Source organism: Mycobacterium sp., assembly GCF_050700595.1.
GTDB lineage: Bacteria > Actinomycetota > Actinomycetes > Mycobacteriales > Mycobacteriaceae > Mycobacterium.
The window spans coordinates 1-15,456 of the sequence record NZ_JBOHHI010000171.1 but is presented as its reverse complement, the minus strand read 5'-3'; the positions used below and the strand labels follow the sequence as shown (position 1 = coordinate 15,456).

Genomic DNA, 15,456 nt, shown 5'->3' with positions numbered 1-15,456 from the left:
TGGTCGAGCGCCTTGGGGCCTGAACCGTCGATATGCAGCACCCGGCGCAGGGCCGGCAACTCGCCGCCCAGCTCGGCGACCATCGTCGCGTGTCTGTCGGTCTCGGCGAACACCGCCACCGCCGCCGAGTCGGCCAGCACCCAGCGCACCTGCTCGGCCGACGACGTTTCGTAGAGGGGGACGGTAACCGCACCCACCGAGAGGATCGCGAAATCGAGGATTGCCCACTCGTAGCGGGTGGCCGAAAAGATCGCTACCCGGTCGCCGGCCTGGACTCCTTGTGCGATCAAACCCAATGCGGCCGACCGGATTTGGGTGGCAGCAGCGGCACAGGTGACATCGATCCAGGCGCCGTCGATCAGGCGTTGGAAGATCACGGTGTCGGGGTCGTCGCGTTCGTGGTCGAACACTGCGGCGACGACATTGTCGTGCTCGCTCACCTCGAATGGGGCAGGGACACTGAATTCACGCACTCTTCTGACCTCGCTTGACCTATCTGGGTCTGGGTTTAGATCCAGCCTAGACGGCGCCTCTCTGTGTCAATAGCTGTGGTGTTCGTCGGTTGTATGGTGGCTGCTGGTGGGTCCGGGAAGTGACTTGTCCGAAGAGTCAGTGTGCGGGGTTTCAGCTGGCCGCGCTGGACAATAGAGCCGCCCCCGGGTGTCCTCCCGGGCCCGCCTTTCGTCTGGCCGCGTCGCGGAGCAGTTGTTGGTAGACGACGTCGGACAGGCGCCGTTTCAGGCATCGCATTGCTTCCTTGTGGCTTTTGCCGTCGGTTCGTTTCCGCAGGTAGTAGGCCCTGCTTGGGGTGTTCTGCCGGATTTGGGTTAAGGCCATGATGTGTAGGCAGAGGTTGAGTTGGCGATCGCCAGCGCGGGAGAGTCGGTGGCGCACAACGTCGCCGGAGGACACATCGATCGGGGCGGTGCCGTTGTAGCTGGCGAACGCGGCAGCGGAGCGGAACCGATCGATGGTGCCGACTCGGCCGAGGATCTTGCCCGCGGTCAAGTCACCGATGCCGCACAACTCGGTCAGCGTCGTGCCGGAGGCGCTGACCGCGGCCTTGATGTCGGCGGCGGCCTTGGCGATCCGACGGTCCAGGTGGCGGATCTCAGTGACAAGGTCCGCAGCGAGGCCGCGCAGGGTTTTGCCAGCGCTATCGCGGGGGCGGATCTTGCGAAGGAGCTCGGCGGCCTGGTCGGCGGTGAGGTCACGTTGCGCGCCGGCAGGGATGAGGTTGGTGAGCACGACGTGGAGGCGATTGACCGTCTGGGTGCGGGTTTTGACCAGGTCGTCGCGGTGATCGACGACCGCGCGTAGGGCGGTCACGGTGTCATCGACCGCGGCGGAGGTCAACATGGGTGCGCTCAATGCCGCGATACCGACGCTCACGGCGTCGGCGTCGTCGTTCTTGCGGCCGTGGCCGGTCGACAGCATCCGCACCCGGGCGGCGAGTTTCGCGGGAACATCCACCACGTCCACTCCGTCCGTGCGTAGCCGCGCCGCTAAAGGTGCACCCAGCCCCGATGCGCCTTCGATGGCCCAGGTCGAGCCGGGCCACCGGCGGGCGAAGCGGCGCAACGCACGATAGCCGTCACGGCTGACCGCGACGCGAATAGTGGCCACGGGTTGCGATGATAGGTCCACCGCTGCGGCGGTCCAGGATGCCTTATGCGGGTCGATCGCGATGACGACCCGGTCGGGGGTCTTCGATATCGTTGGCACGAAACTTCTCTCCTCGCCTCGGTTCGGTTTTGAAAGCGAGGAGGGCACACCAACTTTCGGCTTTGCAGGCCTCTCTCCAGCCACTCCACGCCGGGCGCACCGACCCGAGACACAAGCCGTCTAGGAGCCAATCCCAATTACGGATGACAGGTATGGGGCGAGCGATCTCGAATCGGTGCTCGATGATCATGGCTGCAGACCATGCTCACCTGCCGCCCATTGAACAAGTTGGTATGGGGGGCTGGGGCCTCGCTCACATGTGAACGTGGGTTGCGGTTAGGAATTCGGTCCTGGCCGTAGAGCCACAGATGTGGGAGGCCCCAGTGAAGGTTCAGCGTACGAGTGTTGGGTTCGATGTGCACGCGCGATCGGTGGTGGCGTGTGGGTTGGATGGGGATACGGGCGAGGTGTTTGAGCGCCGGTTGACCCCGGACCAGGACGAAATCCTGGAATGGGTTTTGTCGCTGCCGGGTCCGGTGGCAGTGACTTATGAGGCGGGACCGACGGGATTCGGGCTGGCTCGATTTCTGCTGGCGGCGGGGATCGATTGTGTGGTGGCGGCGCCATCGAAGCTGATCCGTCCGGTCGGAGACCGGGTTAAAACCGATGCTCGTGATGCCCGGCATCTGGCCCGGTTATTGCATCTGGGTCAGGTCGTGGCGGTGACGATTCCGACCGTCGAGCAGGAGGCCGCCCGGGATCTGGTGCGGGCCCGCGAGGATGTGCGTGGGGATTTGATGACGGCTCGACACCGGCTGTCAAAACTGCTGTTGCGTCAGGGGATCGTCTATTGCGGTGGAAGGGCCTGGATACGGGAGCATGAGCGGTGGTTGCGCCGGCAGCGCTTCGACAACACCGCGCTGCAACTGGCCTACGACACCGCCTTCGACGCGATGCTGGCCACCGTCGACCGCCGGGAGCGCCTCGAGGCCGCGATCGCCGAGATGGCCGCGGACTCGCAATTCACTCCGGTAGCCACCAGGCTGGGGTGTCTGCGCGGGGTGGCCACGCTGACCGCGTTCGGGCTGGCCGTGGAGATCGGTGACTGGTCTCGGCTGACCGGGCGCAGCATCGGCGCCTATCTCGGACTGGTGCCCAGCGAGTATTCCTCGGGGGCGACGCGAACCCAGGGCGGGGTGACCAAGACCGGTAATGGTCATGCCCGCCGGCTGCTGGTCGAAGCCGCTTGGCACCACCGAGCCCCCTATCGGCCCGGTGCTGTGATGCGGCGACGCTGGGATGCCGCCTCGCCGGCAGCCCGGGCCCGCGGCCAGGCCGCTAACCGGCGCCTGCATGAACGCTGGATGCGTTTTGATGAGCGCAAGAAACGCTCAGTGGTCGCCAACGCCGCGATCGCACGTGAGCTGGCCGGGTGGTGCTGGTCGCTGGCCGTGCTTGACGACTGAGCACCCCACAAATGTCCAGATGAGTCACCGGGTGTCGGCAAGCGTCTTGGAGTGACCCGCGTCGCCGCTATGAGTAATCACGTTGTCACACAACGGATGACACTCGATCCTAGACAAGCGGTCCGCTCCGACTCGAAAGCACCGTCCTGCGGTAGCCAACCCGCGTATATCAGACTGACAACGCGTCGATACGACACGCTCGACACCCCACAACTGGCCCTATCTGGTCAACGAAGCGGCGGCCACGACGACGGTTGCGGCCGCCGCTTCCCCCTGCCCACTTGACAAGATGTCCCCCATATCAGTGGCGATCGCAAGCGCGGCGGGTCGCCACGCGAAAACGTAGCGTCAGATGGTCTGGTGGCGTCCGAAGTACTTGTGGTCTTCGCTGTAACCGCCGTAGCCGCTGCCGATCTCGTGATAGTCGGCGACGAACTCGATGCCTTTGATCCACTTGACGAGTTTGAAGCCGTGCTGCAACTCGTTGCGCAGCCGGAGCGGCTTGCCGTGCATGTAGGGGAGCGGCTGGTCGTTCATGTTGAAGGCCAGCATGGTCATGTGGTAGCCCATCTGGTCGATGGGGTGCGCGTTGTAGTAGATACCGCCGGTCGCGCCGAGGCCCATCGAATAGAACACCACCCATTTCGCCTCGGGCAGCGGTTTGACGATGTCCATGATCGTCTTCATCGACACGCCACCCCATTTGGCCACACCCGACCAGGCCTGGATGCAGAAGTGCTGGCTGATCTGCTCGTGGTAGGGCAGTGCCTTGAGGTCGTCGAGCGAAAACTCCATCGGGTGCTCGACCAGACCGTAAACCCGCAGTCGCCAGTCTGTGAAGTCGTCGCGCTCCAACTCCTTGTACTCGACGGTCTCCGGCAGCCGGCCGTTGCGCCAGTGATGCGGTGAGATGTCTTCCTCGGTGAATGCGCCCGGCTTGGGGTTCAACTGCTCCAGCAGCCGCTGGAACGGGCCGACCAGCGCGTACCCGACACGCTGGATGACACGGGGATGCCGAATGGTGAACGGGGTGGCCCAGACCCAGGCGACAGCGCACACCACCATGGCCGCAGCGAAGACCCAGAACCCCATCCAGCTGTCGTCGTCGCGCGCGGCGAACATGTGGTTGAGGTTTCTCAGCGCGCTGGTCGCGAACACCAGCGTGACGTGGACGATGATGAAGAACAAAAAGTACACCAGCACCAGGAAGTGCAGCGAACGCGCGTGCTGGATGCTCAACCGCGTGCTCAGCCAGTGCACCCGTTGCGACAGCGCCGGCGACATGCCCAGCCCGGTGATCAACGCGGCCGGCGCGGCGATGAAGACGGTGGTGAAGTACGCCAGCACCTGCATGCCGTTGTAGGCGTACCAGCCGTTGTCCGCGGGCCAGTGCTCGACGGACAGGTACTGAATGGCGACCGACAGCGCGTTGGGGAACACATCCCAGCTGGTCGGCACTATGTGTCGCCACTGGCCGGTGGCGAACAACAGGACGTAGAAGACCAGACCATTGAGCAGCCACAGAACATCCATGCCTAGGTGCCACCAGCGGGCCAGCCCGATGGAGTGCCGGAAACCGGGCAGCCCGAACTGTGGCGGCAGCGCGACGGTGTCGGCGTTGGCGGTCCACAGTTCGTCGTCCGGGACCGGGGGACCCACCCGCAGCCACTCGTCCTTGCCGGGGGTGGCGTTCCGGCTGAAGTAGAGCCGCGGGTGGTCACACAGAATCTGGATCCCGCTCCTGATGATGAAGATCATGATGAACAGGTTGAAAAAATGCGTCCAGCCAAGCCACGCCGGAACGCCGGGAGCCTTTTTGGGGATATCGGCGCCCGGATAACGCTGGATGAAGGCCTGCACCGGGGCCATGTTGTAAAGCCCCTTGCCGATCGCCACCGCCGCCACCAAGATCGCGAAGCCGAGCGGGATAAGCCACAACAGGTTGAGCCATTTGTCCCGGCCGATCCGCAACCTGGGCGCGGTGGCCCGCCTGGTGAGGTCGAATCCGCCGCCGTAGTCCTCGACATCGATGGTGTCTTCGGCTGTGTGTATCTCGCTGCGATAGTCCGGGTCGAAATCCAGCGGCCTGCCGACCGCCAATGTCGCGGCGTTGCCGTTGCCTCCCGCTACCGCAGTCCTAGCCGAATCAACATGGCCGTCGGCATCGTTAGCATCGGTAGTGGTCACGCGGCCGAAGATACACCAGGGGGCCGAAACGCCGCGGTGAACACTGGGCAAACAACGCCTGCTCGGAGCCCACTTGCTGCGCCTATTCTGAACCCGCCGACCGAACCAGCTGGGTCTATATCCGCATAGGCGCGATGTGATAGATATGTCGGCAGGTGTACAAGCCCTGGTTGAATCGCGAAAATACTTGTCCGGAAAGGGATTACCGCACAATACGTCTTACCCGCGGCGGAATTATCCTCGTTCGTAACCAAAACCACAGGTGAAATTCATCACAATCGGCGCGTCGCGCCGGCCCGACAGGCCGTCCGGGCGTTCACCGAGCAGCTGGTCGTCAGCTCCGGAGCCGCCGCACGGGACGGTGTTCGATCGCGTTGATCGTCAGAATCCGTCGGCCGATCCGCCAGCCGGCCTCCGTGCGCTGATACTCGTCGTCGTAGCGCAGGTGCCAGACCAGGTCGGTGAGCGCCTCGCCGCGCTGCACCCAGTGATGCGCCACGCAGGCTATGCGCCCGCGTGCACAACCGGGCTGCGCGCCGTCGTCGTAGACCTCGCCGACAATCGCGTGCTCGGTGCGCACGGTGGTGGCCACCGCCGCGATCGCCGCGCCGATCGCGGCCTGACCGCGGTGGCGATGGACCGGTGCCAGCTCAGCCGGCGGGTCGGGCACTACGAGTTCGGCTGTGTCGGTGAAAAGCTTTGCCACCTCATCAAATTGACGGTCGTCCATGCCCGCCGCGTATCGGTGTACCAGGTCGGTCAGAGCCGCCCGGTCGATCGGCGAGATCGTCACGTCGGGATCGACAATCGCTCGGCGCAGGCCGACAACGCGTCCTTGGCCTGCTCGATATCGGTGATCGGCGGCATCGCGAGCACGATCCGGTCGGCGCCCGCATCGGCCAGCCGGCCCGCGCGTTCGGCGTCGATCTTGGTGACCGAGTGGCCCAGCGAAACCTCGAGGGCGGCCGGATCGCGCCCGGCGGCCGACGCCTCCTCACGCATCAGCGACAGCAGCGAACCCAGCTGCGGACCGGCGACTCCGAGCGGTTGAAAGCCGTCGCCGAGCCGTCCGGCCCGTCGGGCCGCCGCTCGGCTGTGTCCGCCGATGTGCACCGGGAGACCGGCGCCCGCAACGGGTTTCGGGTAGCACATGACGTCGTCGAGGTCGAAGAACTCACCGTGGTGACTGACCCCTCGCGGTCGGTCATCCCAGAGCGCCCGCAGCACCACCAATTGCTCGTCGGCCCGCCGTCCGCGACTGTCGAATTCGGTTCCGCACGCCTCGATCTCCTCACGCAGCCAGCCGACACCGACGCAAAGTCGCAGCCGGCCGCCCGACACCGCATCGACGGTCGCCGCTCGCTTGGCCAGCACCACCGGATGGTGGTTGGGCAGCACCAGAACCCCGGTGGCCAACCCGAGCCGCTCGGTGTGACCGGCCAAAAACGCCAGCAGGTCAAGTGGATCGGGGACCGGGCAGTCGGCCGCCAGCTCGACCCGCCCGGAGCTGTCATAGGGGTAGACGCTGTCGTACCGGGTGGCCAGGACCGTGTGCTCGACGAGCACGATCGATTCGAATCCGCAGGATTCGAGATGCCGGGCGAATTCCGCCATCCACACCGGGTCGCCGGTGACGCCGGCGCCGACCGGGGCGACGACGGCGACCAACATGTCGACTTCCATGGCAGCGAAAGCTAACAGGTCGGCTCGGCGGTGGTGTGAGCGCACAGCGCTTCGGCGAGCCTGGCTGCCCGGGCGTCCGTGAAGACGTCCTCGAGCAGCACCGGCCGACCGTCCGGGCCGGACAGCGGAACCCGCCAGTTGGGGTACTCGTCGGTGGTGCCGGGCTGGTTTTGGGTGCGCCGGTCACCGACCGCATCGGTGAGCGCCAGCCCCAGGAGTCGCGACGGCGTTCGGCCGAGGTACTGGTGCAGCGCCAGGACGGTTGCGTCCAGGTCGGCGTGTTTGCCCAGCAGTCCGGCCCGGCGCAGCTCGGCCAGCCAGGCTGCCCGTTCGGCTTCCGCGGCGGCCACTTCCTCCTCGACGGGACGAGTCAGCAGGCCCAGCGAATCGCGCAGGCGCACATGCTCGCCAGCCAGATACCCGGCGGTCGGCGGCAGGTCGTGGGTGGTGACCGACGACAGGCAGTACTCCCGCCAGCGTTCGGCCGGCAATGGGATCCGGGTGGGCCCGTCGTCATCGAGCTCGAACCACAGAATCGAGGTGCCCAGCACGCCGCGGGCCCGCAGGTAGTCGCGCACCCACGGTTGCACCGTGCCCAGATCCTCGCCCACCACCACCGCCCCGGCGCGATACGCCTCCAGTGCGACGATGCCGATCATCGCGTCGTGGTCGTAGCGCACGTAGGTGCCGTCGGTGGGCGGGGCGCCCGCGGGGATCCACCACAACCGGAACAGCCCGATGATGTGGTCGATGCGCACCCCGCCGGCGTGCCGCAGCACGGCGCGGATCAGCGCCTTAAACGGCCGGTACTCCTGCTCGTCGAGCCGGTCCGGACGCCACGGCGGCTGCGACCAGTCCTGGCCGAGCTGGTTGAACTCGTCGGGCGGTGCGCCGGCGGTCACGCCGAGGGCGAGCACGTCCTGCAGCGCCCAGGCATCGGCGCCGTCGGGGTGCACGCCGACGGCCAGGTCTGCCATGATGCCCAGCGACATGCCGGCCCCTACCGCATGCGATTGCGCGGCGGCCAGCTGCTCGTTGAGCTGCCATTGCAGCCAGCGGTGAAAATCTATGGCTTCGGCATGCGTGGCGACGAATTCGGCGACCGCGGCGCCGGCGGGATGCTGGCGCGACTCGGGCCATTGATGCCAGTCGCCGCCATACTCCTCGGCCAGCGCGCACCAGGTCGCAAAGTCGTCGAGCGCGGACCCCTCCCGCGCCCGATACGCCGCATATGCCAGTTCGCGCCCTGCCGAGCGTGGCACCCGATAGACCAGCTGCAGGGCCGCGCGTTTGGCCGCCCAGGCGGTGTCGCGGTCGATCGAGTCGACGGTGGACGCGTGTTCTTGCACCTCCTTACGTAGCCGCCGCACCCGTCGGCGTTTACGCAGGTCGGCGAATTCCGCGATCGCCTCCACCCGAAGGTAGAGCGGGTTGACGTAGCGCCGCGACGTCGGCAGGTACGGCGACGGCTCCATCGGCTTGGTCGGTGTCGCCGCATGCAGCGGATTGACCAGGACATAACCGGCGCCGTGCGCCGAGGCGGACCAGACCGCAAGATCAGCGAGATCGGTGAGGTCGCCTACCCCCCACGACCGTGCGGACCGCACGCTGTATAACTGGGCCGCCAGCCCCCAGGTGCGGCTGTGCCCCAGCCGCTCCGGCAGCCCCAGCCAGTCCGGGGTCACGATCAGCGCGGTGTCGCTCTGCTGGTCGCCCGACCGCAAATGCACCCGGTGGTAACCGAGCGGCAAGTCGGCGGGCAGCACGAAGGTGGCCTCGCCGACCCAGCGCCCGTCGAGCTCGAACGGCGCGGCGAAGTTGTCGATCTGCCGCACCTCACGCCGGATGGTGCCGTCCTCCACCTGCACCCACACCTCGGCCGGGTCACCGTGGGGCACATGGACCCAGAATGGCGTCTCGACGCCGGCGCGTCCGATGATGGTCGCCGGCAGCGGGCGTGACCAGTATGCCCGGTCTCGGGCGGCCAGCGCCGCGGCGCGCTCGGCCTCGGTTCCGCCGGCCACGCCGAAGGCGGCAAGGACAGCCACCACAGTGGCCTCGGGCACAGCCACCCGCCGACCGGTCCAGTCCTCGTAGTCGGTGGCGATGCCGAACCGCCCGGCGAGTTCGACGAGCGACGGGGGGTGGGTCATGTTGCACATCTTGCTTGGCGCAGCCACACCGTGACACGGTCAGGTCACCTGTGCGTCAATTTGTGGACGGGCCGAGTTTGCTACTCGTCGCTACGATGCCTGTGACAAACTTGAACCAATCCAGTAGGGCAGATGACAAATATTGGCGCTGTGGTACCCGTGACCGACGGCGCGGTTCGGGACGCCGCCGCCGGCCACATCCTCGCGTGGCGAGGTTGGCGGCGGTACCTTACCGTTATCGGTGTGAATAGCAACCACCGACCGTACCCAGGTGTTTCGACGGATCAGAGGGTGAACTTCGGTGCCAACTGAGGGCGGCGGTCAGCGCGGTTCGGGGTACGGCCTCGGGCTGTCGACACGGACCCAGGTAACCGGTTATCAATTCCTGGCCCGCCGGACCGCGATGGCGTTGACGCGCTGGCGGGTCCGCATGGAGATCGAACCCGGCCGCCGCCAGACGCTGGCTGTGGTGGCATCGGTGTCGGCGGGATTGGTGATTTGCCTGGGCGCTCTGCTCTGGTCGTTCATCAACCCGTCCGGCCAGCTGAGCGAGTCGCCGATCATCGCCGACCGCGACTCGGGTGCGTTGTACGTGCGGGTCGGCGACACCTTGTATCCGGCCCTGAATCTGGCGTCGGCGCGGCTGATCACCGGCCGGGCGGACAATCCACACAAGGTTCGGTCGAGTCAGATCGCCGAGCAACCACACGGGCCGATGGTCGGTATCCCGGGCGCACCCAGCGACATTTCGCCGACCGGCCCGGAGTCGTCGTCGTGGCTGGTGTGCGACGCGGTGACGTCCAGGTCGGGCGCGGGGGCGCCGTCTCCGGTGACGGTGACGGTGATCGACGGCACCCCGGACCTATCGGGACACCGGCGGGTAGTAAGCGGGTTGGACTCCGTGGTGCTGCGGTACGAGAACGACGCCTGGGTGATCCGGGAGGGGCGGCGATCACGTATCGATGCGGCGAACCGATCGGTGTTGCTGCCGCTGGGCCTGAGCCCGGAGCAGGTCACCCAGGCACGTCCGATGAGCCACGCGCTGTTTGACGCGTTGCCGGTGGGCCCCGAACTCTCGGTGCCAAAAGTGCCCAACGCCGGCAGTCCGGCCGATTTCCCCGGCGCGCCGGGGCCGGTGGGAACGGTGCTGGCGACGCCGCAAATCAGTGGGCCGCAACAGTATTCGGTGGTACTACCCGACGGCGTGCAAACCGTGACTGCGGTGGTGGCCCAGATCCTGCAGAACGCCGGCAACCCGGCCGGCACCGCGCCGGTGGTAGTGCGGCCCGCCGAGCTGGCGAAAATGCCGGTGGTCCATGGGTTGGACCTCTCGGCCTACCCCGACGGCCCGCTGAACGCGATCGACATCCGGGAGAACCCGGCGACCTGCTGGTGGTGGGAGAAGACCGCCGGTGAGGAGCGCGCCCGGGTCCAGGTGGTGTCCGGGCCGACGGTTCCGGTGGCTACCTCCGACGTCGACAAGGTGGTATCGCTGGTCAAGGCGGACAACTCCGGCCGCGAGGCCGACCGAGTGTACTTCGGCCCCAGCTTTGCCAACTTCGTCGAGGTCACGGGTAACGACCCGGGGTCGAAGACAACCGAATCCCTTTGGTGGCTTTCGCATTCGGGCGTGCGGTACGGCGTTGACGACACCCGCGATGCGCGCACGGCGCTGGGATTGACCTCGGCGCCGAGCCCGGCGCCGTGGGTGGCGCTACGGCTGCTGGCGCCGGGCCCGACACTCTCGAAGGCGGACGCGCTGGTGCGCCATGACACCCTCCCGACCGATATGAACCCTGCAGAGTTGGTGGTACCAAAGTGAAACGTGGCTTTGCTCGCCCAACACCGGAACGGGCGCCGGTAGTCAAGCCGGAGAACATCGTCTTACCGACACCGCTGAGCGTTCCGCCGCCGGAAGGCAAGCCCTGGTGGCTGGTCGTGGTCGGGGTGCTGGTGGTCGGCCTGTTGGTCGGCATGATCGCCATGACGGTCGCCAACGGATCGCGGATGTTTTTGGGCGCCGGCATGATCTTCCCGCTCTTCATGGTCGGCGGGGTCGGGATGATGATGTTCGGCGGCCGGTTCGGCGGCCAGCAGCAGATGAGCCGACCGAAACTGGACGCGATGCGCGCCCAGTTCATGCTGATGCTGGACATGCTCCGCGAAACCGCGCACGAATCGGCCGACTCCATGGACGCCAACTACCGCTGGTTTCACCCGGAGCCCACGACCTTGTCGGCCGCTGTGGGAACGCCCCGGATGTGGGAGCGTAAGCCCGACGGCAAGGACCTCAACTTCGGCGTCGTCCGCGTCGGGGTAGGTATGACGCGACCGGAGGTTACCTGGGGTGAGCCGCAGAACATGCCGACCGACATCGAATTGGAGCCGGTAACCGGTAAGGCACTACAAGAATTCGGGCGCTATCAAAGCGTCATCTACAACCTGCCGAAGATGGTGTCGCTGCTGGTCGAACCCTGGTACGCGCTGATCGGGGCCCGCGAACCGGTGCTGGGCTTGATGCGGGCGATCATTTGCCAGCTGGCGTTCTCCCACGGTCCCGATCATGTCCAGATGGTCGTCGTCACTTCCAACCCAGCGGAATGGGATTGGGTCAAATGGCTCCCGCACTTCGGGGATCCACGCCGCCACGACGCGGCCGGTAACGCACGTATGGTCTACGGCTCGGTGCGCGAGTTCGCTGCCGACCAAGGCGAGATGTTCGCCGGGCGCGGCTCGTTCACACCTCGACACGCCAGCTCCTCGGCGGAGACGCCGACACCTCACCACGTGATCGTCTGCGACATCGACGATCCGCAATGGGAATACGTGCTCAGCGCGGACGGCGTTGACGGAGTGACGTTCTTCGACCTGACCGGGTCTGCGCTGTGGACAGCTAATCCCGAACGAGTGCTGCAGTTCGACGGCACCGGGGTGATCGAGGCACTGCCCCGTGACCGCGATACCTGGATGGTGATCGACGACAGCAAGTGGTTCTTCGCGCTGGCCGACCAGGTCAGCGAAGCCGAGGCCGAGCAGTTTGCGCTGCAGATGGCGCATTGGCGGCTCGCCGAGGCATACGAGGAGATCGGCCAGCGAGTGGCGCATATCGGTGCGCGAGACATCCTGTCCTACTACGGGATTGAGGATCCGGCCTTGATCGACTTCAACGTGTTGTGGAACGGGCGCGGCGACTCGTCGCGGCGGTCGCGGCTCCGCATACCGTTCGCCAACCGAGCCGACAACGGCGAGCTGGTGTTCTTGGACATGAAGTCGCTGGACGAGGGCGGTGACGGGCCGCACGGCGTGATGTCCGGGACAACCGGGTCGGGTAAGTCGACTCTGGTGCGGACCGTGCTGGAGTCGCTGATGCTCGCGCATCCGCCCGAGGAGCTGCAGTTCGTGTTGGCCGACCTCAAGGGTGGGGCGGCAGTCAAGCCGTTCGCCGGGGTTCCGCACGTGTCGCGGATCATCACCGACCTCGAAGAAGACCAGGCGCTCATGGAGCGCTTCCTGGACGCGCTGTGGGGTGAGATCGCCCGGCGCAAGGCGGTGTGCGACAACACCGGTGTCGACGACGCCAAGGAATACAACGAGATGCGCAACCGCATGCGGGCCCGCGGCCAGGACATGCCGCCGCTGCCGATGCTGGTGGTGGTCATCGACGAGTTCTACGAATGGTTCCGGATCATGCCGACCGCGGTCGACGTCCTGGATTCGATCGGCCGCCAGGGTCGCGCCTACTGGATCCATCTGATGATGGCGTCGCAGACCATCGAGAGTCGAGCCGAAAAGCTCATGGAGAACATGGGTTACCGGTTGGTGCTGAAAGCCCGCACCGCGGGTGCCGCACAAGCGGCCGGGGTGCCGAACGCGGTGAACCTGCCCGCTCAGGCCGGGTTGGGCTATTTCCGTAAGAGCTTCGAGGAGATCGTCCGCTTCCAGGCGGAATTCCTGTGGCGCGAATACCGTCGCGGCGTCTCACTCGACGAGGACGGGCAGGCCCCGTTGGTGCATGCGGTCGATTACATTCGCCCGCAACTGTTTACCACTGACTTCACGCCCCTTGAGGTCAGCGCGAGCGGCCCGGGGCTCGCCATACCCGAAGTCGTGGACGGTGAGATGATCAGCGACACCAACGGCGAAGTTGAGACCATCGAAGACGAGGAAGAAAAAGAAGAAGAAAACGCCATCAGGACACCGAAAGTCGGCACGGTGATCATCGATCAGCTGCGCCGGATCGACTTCGAGCCCTACCGGTTGTGGCACCCGCCGCTGAACGAACCGGTGGCGATCGACCAGCTGGTGAACCGCTTCCTGGGCCGGCCGTGGCAGCAGAACTATGGTGCCGCACGGGATCTGGTGTTCCCGATGGGGATCGTCGACCGCCCGTACAAACACGACCAGCCGCCGTGGACTGTGAACACCTCCGGGGCGGGCGCCAACGTGTTGATCCTGGGCTCCGGCGGTTCGGGCAAGACAACGGCGCTGCAGACACTGATCTGCTCGGCCGCCTTGACCCATACTCCTGAACAGGTGCAGTTCTACTGCCTGGCCTACAGCGGTACGGCGTTGACGACGGTGGCCGGCTTGCCGCACGTCGGCGAGGTCGCCGGCCCCACCGACCCCTACGGTGTACGCCGCGCGGTCGCCGAACTGCTCGCGCTGGTGCGCGAGCGGAAACGCAGCTTCCTCGAGCACGAAATTGCCTCCATGGAGGTGTTCCGTCGGCGCAAGTTCGGTGGGGAGCCCGGCAGCGTGCCCGACGACGGGTACGGCGACGTCTACCTGGTGATCGACAACTACCGGGCGCTGGCCGAGGAGAACGAAATCCTCATCGAGCAGGTGAACCAGATCATCAACCAGGGCCCTTCATTCGGGGTGCACGTGATGGTGACCGCCGACCGGGAATCAGAGCTAAGGCCCCCGGTGCGCAGTGGTTTCGGCTCCCGAGTGGAGCTACGGCTGGCCGCGGTCGAGGATGCGAAGCTGGTGCGTTCCCGGTTCGCCAAGGACGTCCCGGTCAAGCCGGGCCGCGGCATGGTCGCGGTGAACTACGTGCGGCTGGACAGCGACCCGCAGTCCGGTCTGCACACGCTGGTGGGCAGGCCTGCGTTGGAGAGCACACCGCGTGGGGATTTCGCGTCCGACAGCGTGGCTGCGGCGGTCAGCCAGGTAGCGGCGGGCAGGGCCCGTCCGGTACGCCGGCTGCCGGCGCGGTACGACATCGAGCAGTTGCGGACAGTGGCTGCGGCTGATCACCGCCAGGGCGTCGGTGCAGGTGGAATCGCCTGGGCGATATCGGAATTGGATATGCAGCCGGTGTATCTCAATTTTGCCGAGAACGCGCACCTGATGGTGACCGGTCGGCGCGAGTGCGGGCGCACGACCACATTGGCCACGATCATGTCCGAAATCGGGCGGCTCTATGCCCCCGGCGCGAGCAGCGCGCCGCCGACGTCGCGTCCCTCCGCGCAGGTGTGGCTGGTCGACCCGCGGCGTCAGCTACTGACCACGCTGGGCTCCGATTACGTGGAGAAGTTCGCCTACAACCTCGATGGCGTTGCCGCGATGACGGACGAATTGGCGGCCGCGTTGGCCCGGCGCGAGCCGCCACCGGGTCTGTCGGCCGAAGAACTGTTGGCGCATTCGTGGTGGAGCGGACCGGAGATCTTCCTGATCATCGACGACATCCAGCAGCTGCCACCGGGCTTCGATTCGCCGCTGCACAAGGCCGCGCCGTGGGTGACCAGGGCCACCGACGTCGGCTTGCATGTGATCGTCACTCGCACCTTCGGCGGCTGGTCCTCGGCGGGCAGCGACCCGCTGCTGCGGTCCCTGCATCAGGCCAATACGCCACTCCTGGTGATGGACGCGGACCCCGACGAGGGCTTTATCCGCGGCAAGATGAAGGGCGGCCCGCTGCCCCGCGGCCGTGGCCTGCTCATGGCCGAGGACACCGGGGTGTTCGTTCAGGTGGCGGCCACCGACTTGCGCCGATAACTCCGGCGAACCGGGCGCCGCGGCCACACACAGCCAGCGCATAGTTGACACTTATTAGACGCCCACGCCACCTAGTTAACCTGGCTAAAGAGTCACTGATGCCGGGTCAGCTTGGAGGGCGCGATGGATTTCGGGGCGCTACCACCGGAGATTAACTCGGCCAGGATGTACGCCGGTCCGGGCGCGGGTTCCATCCTGGCTGCTGCCACCGCCTGGCACGAACTGGCCACCGAGCTGACTTCCGCGGCCAGTTCCTACCAATCGCTGGTCTCCGGTCTGACCAGCGGCTCATGGACCGGCCC

General features: G+C 66.3%; 10 protein-coding genes. 4 read left to right on the top strand and 6 right to left on the bottom strand.

The window, feature by feature from the left end:
* Together ACRDTL_RS15765 and ACRDTL_RS15760 are read right to left on the bottom strand one after the other, a co-directional pair.
* The coding region (locus ACRDTL_RS15765) for an AMP-binding protein (protein ID WP_431507641.1) at nt 1-473 on the bottom strand (473 nt) is incomplete at its 3' end.
* A gap of 151 nt (nt 474-624) precedes the next feature.
* The gene (locus tag ACRDTL_RS15760) at nt 625-1,725 is read right to left on the bottom strand and encodes an IS110 family transposase (protein ID WP_431507640.1); all 1,101 of its coding nucleotides are present in this window, start codon (nt 1,723-1,725) and stop codon (nt 625-627) included.
* A 323-nt stretch (nt 1,726-2,048) separates the two neighbouring features.
* Here ACRDTL_RS15760 and ACRDTL_RS15755 point away from each other — a divergent pair, with 323 nt between their 5' ends.
* Nucleotides 2,049-3,131 (top strand): IS110 family transposase, encoded by a 1,083-nt coding sequence (locus ACRDTL_RS15755; protein ID WP_431507639.1) that lies wholly within the window; start codon nt 2,049-2,051, stop codon nt 3,129-3,131.
* A 348-nt stretch (nt 3,132-3,479) separates the two neighbouring features.
* Here the strand turns inward: ACRDTL_RS15755 and ACRDTL_RS15750 are convergent, their stop codons facing one another.
* The 4 genes from ACRDTL_RS15750 to malQ form a co-directional block, all read right to left on the bottom strand.
* Complete coding sequence (locus tag ACRDTL_RS15750; protein ID WP_431507644.1) at nt 3,480-5,231, bottom strand: molybdopterin-dependent oxidoreductase; 1,752 nt, start codon at nt 5,229-5,231, stop codon at nt 3,480-3,482.
* A gap of 421 nt (nt 5,232-5,652) precedes the next feature.
* A complete protein-coding gene (locus ACRDTL_RS15745; RefSeq protein ID WP_431507638.1) occupies nt 5,653-6,111 on the bottom strand; it encodes a nuclear transport factor 2 family protein in 459 nt (152 codons plus the stop codon).
* Nucleotides 6,108-6,989: an LLM class F420-dependent oxidoreductase gene (locus tag ACRDTL_RS15740; RefSeq protein ID WP_431507643.1), complete on the bottom strand. Its 882-nt coding sequence runs from the start codon at nt 6,987-6,989 to the stop codon at nt 6,108-6,110. The genes ACRDTL_RS15745 and ACRDTL_RS15740 overlap by 4 nt, the downstream gene beginning before the upstream one ends.
* A gap of 23 nt (nt 6,990-7,012) precedes the next feature.
* Nucleotides 7,013-9,154 carry a 4-alpha-glucanotransferase gene (malQ, locus tag ACRDTL_RS15735; protein ID WP_431507637.1) on the bottom strand — a complete coding sequence of 714 codons (2,142 nt, stop codon included), beginning with the start codon at nt 9,152-9,154 and terminating at the stop codon, nt 7,013-7,015.
* Between the two features lie 301 nt (nt 9,155-9,455).
* On the opposite strand from malQ, the gene eccB reads away from it, so the two are divergent.
* The 3 genes from eccB to ACRDTL_RS15720 form a co-directional block, all read left to right on the top strand.
* On the top strand, nt 9,456-10,976 hold the full coding sequence (gene eccB, locus ACRDTL_RS15730) for a type VII secretion protein EccB (protein WP_431507636.1): 1,521 nt from the start codon (nt 9,456-9,458) through the stop codon (nt 10,974-10,976).
* Nucleotides 10,973-15,154, top strand: a complete 4,182-nt coding sequence (gene eccCa, locus ACRDTL_RS15725) for a type VII secretion protein EccCa (protein WP_431507635.1) — start codon at nt 10,973-10,975, stop codon at nt 15,152-15,154. The genes eccB and eccCa overlap by 4 nt, the downstream gene beginning before the upstream one ends.
* A gap of 123 nt (nt 15,155-15,277) precedes the next feature.
* The coding region (locus tag ACRDTL_RS15720; RefSeq protein WP_431507642.1) for a PPE domain-containing protein at nt 15,278-15,456 on the top strand (179 nt) is incomplete at its 3' end.

What these genes read in the sequence shown, in the direction of transcription:
- malQ (WP_431507637.1), bottom strand. Translation starts at nt 9,154, where the DNA reads ATGACCCACCCCCCGTCGCTCGTCGAACTCGCCGGGCGGTTCGGCATC.
- ACRDTL_RS15740 (WP_431507643.1), bottom strand. Translation starts at nt 6,989, where the DNA reads ATGTTGGTCGCCGTCGTCGCCCCGGTCGGCGCCGGCGTCACCGGCGAC.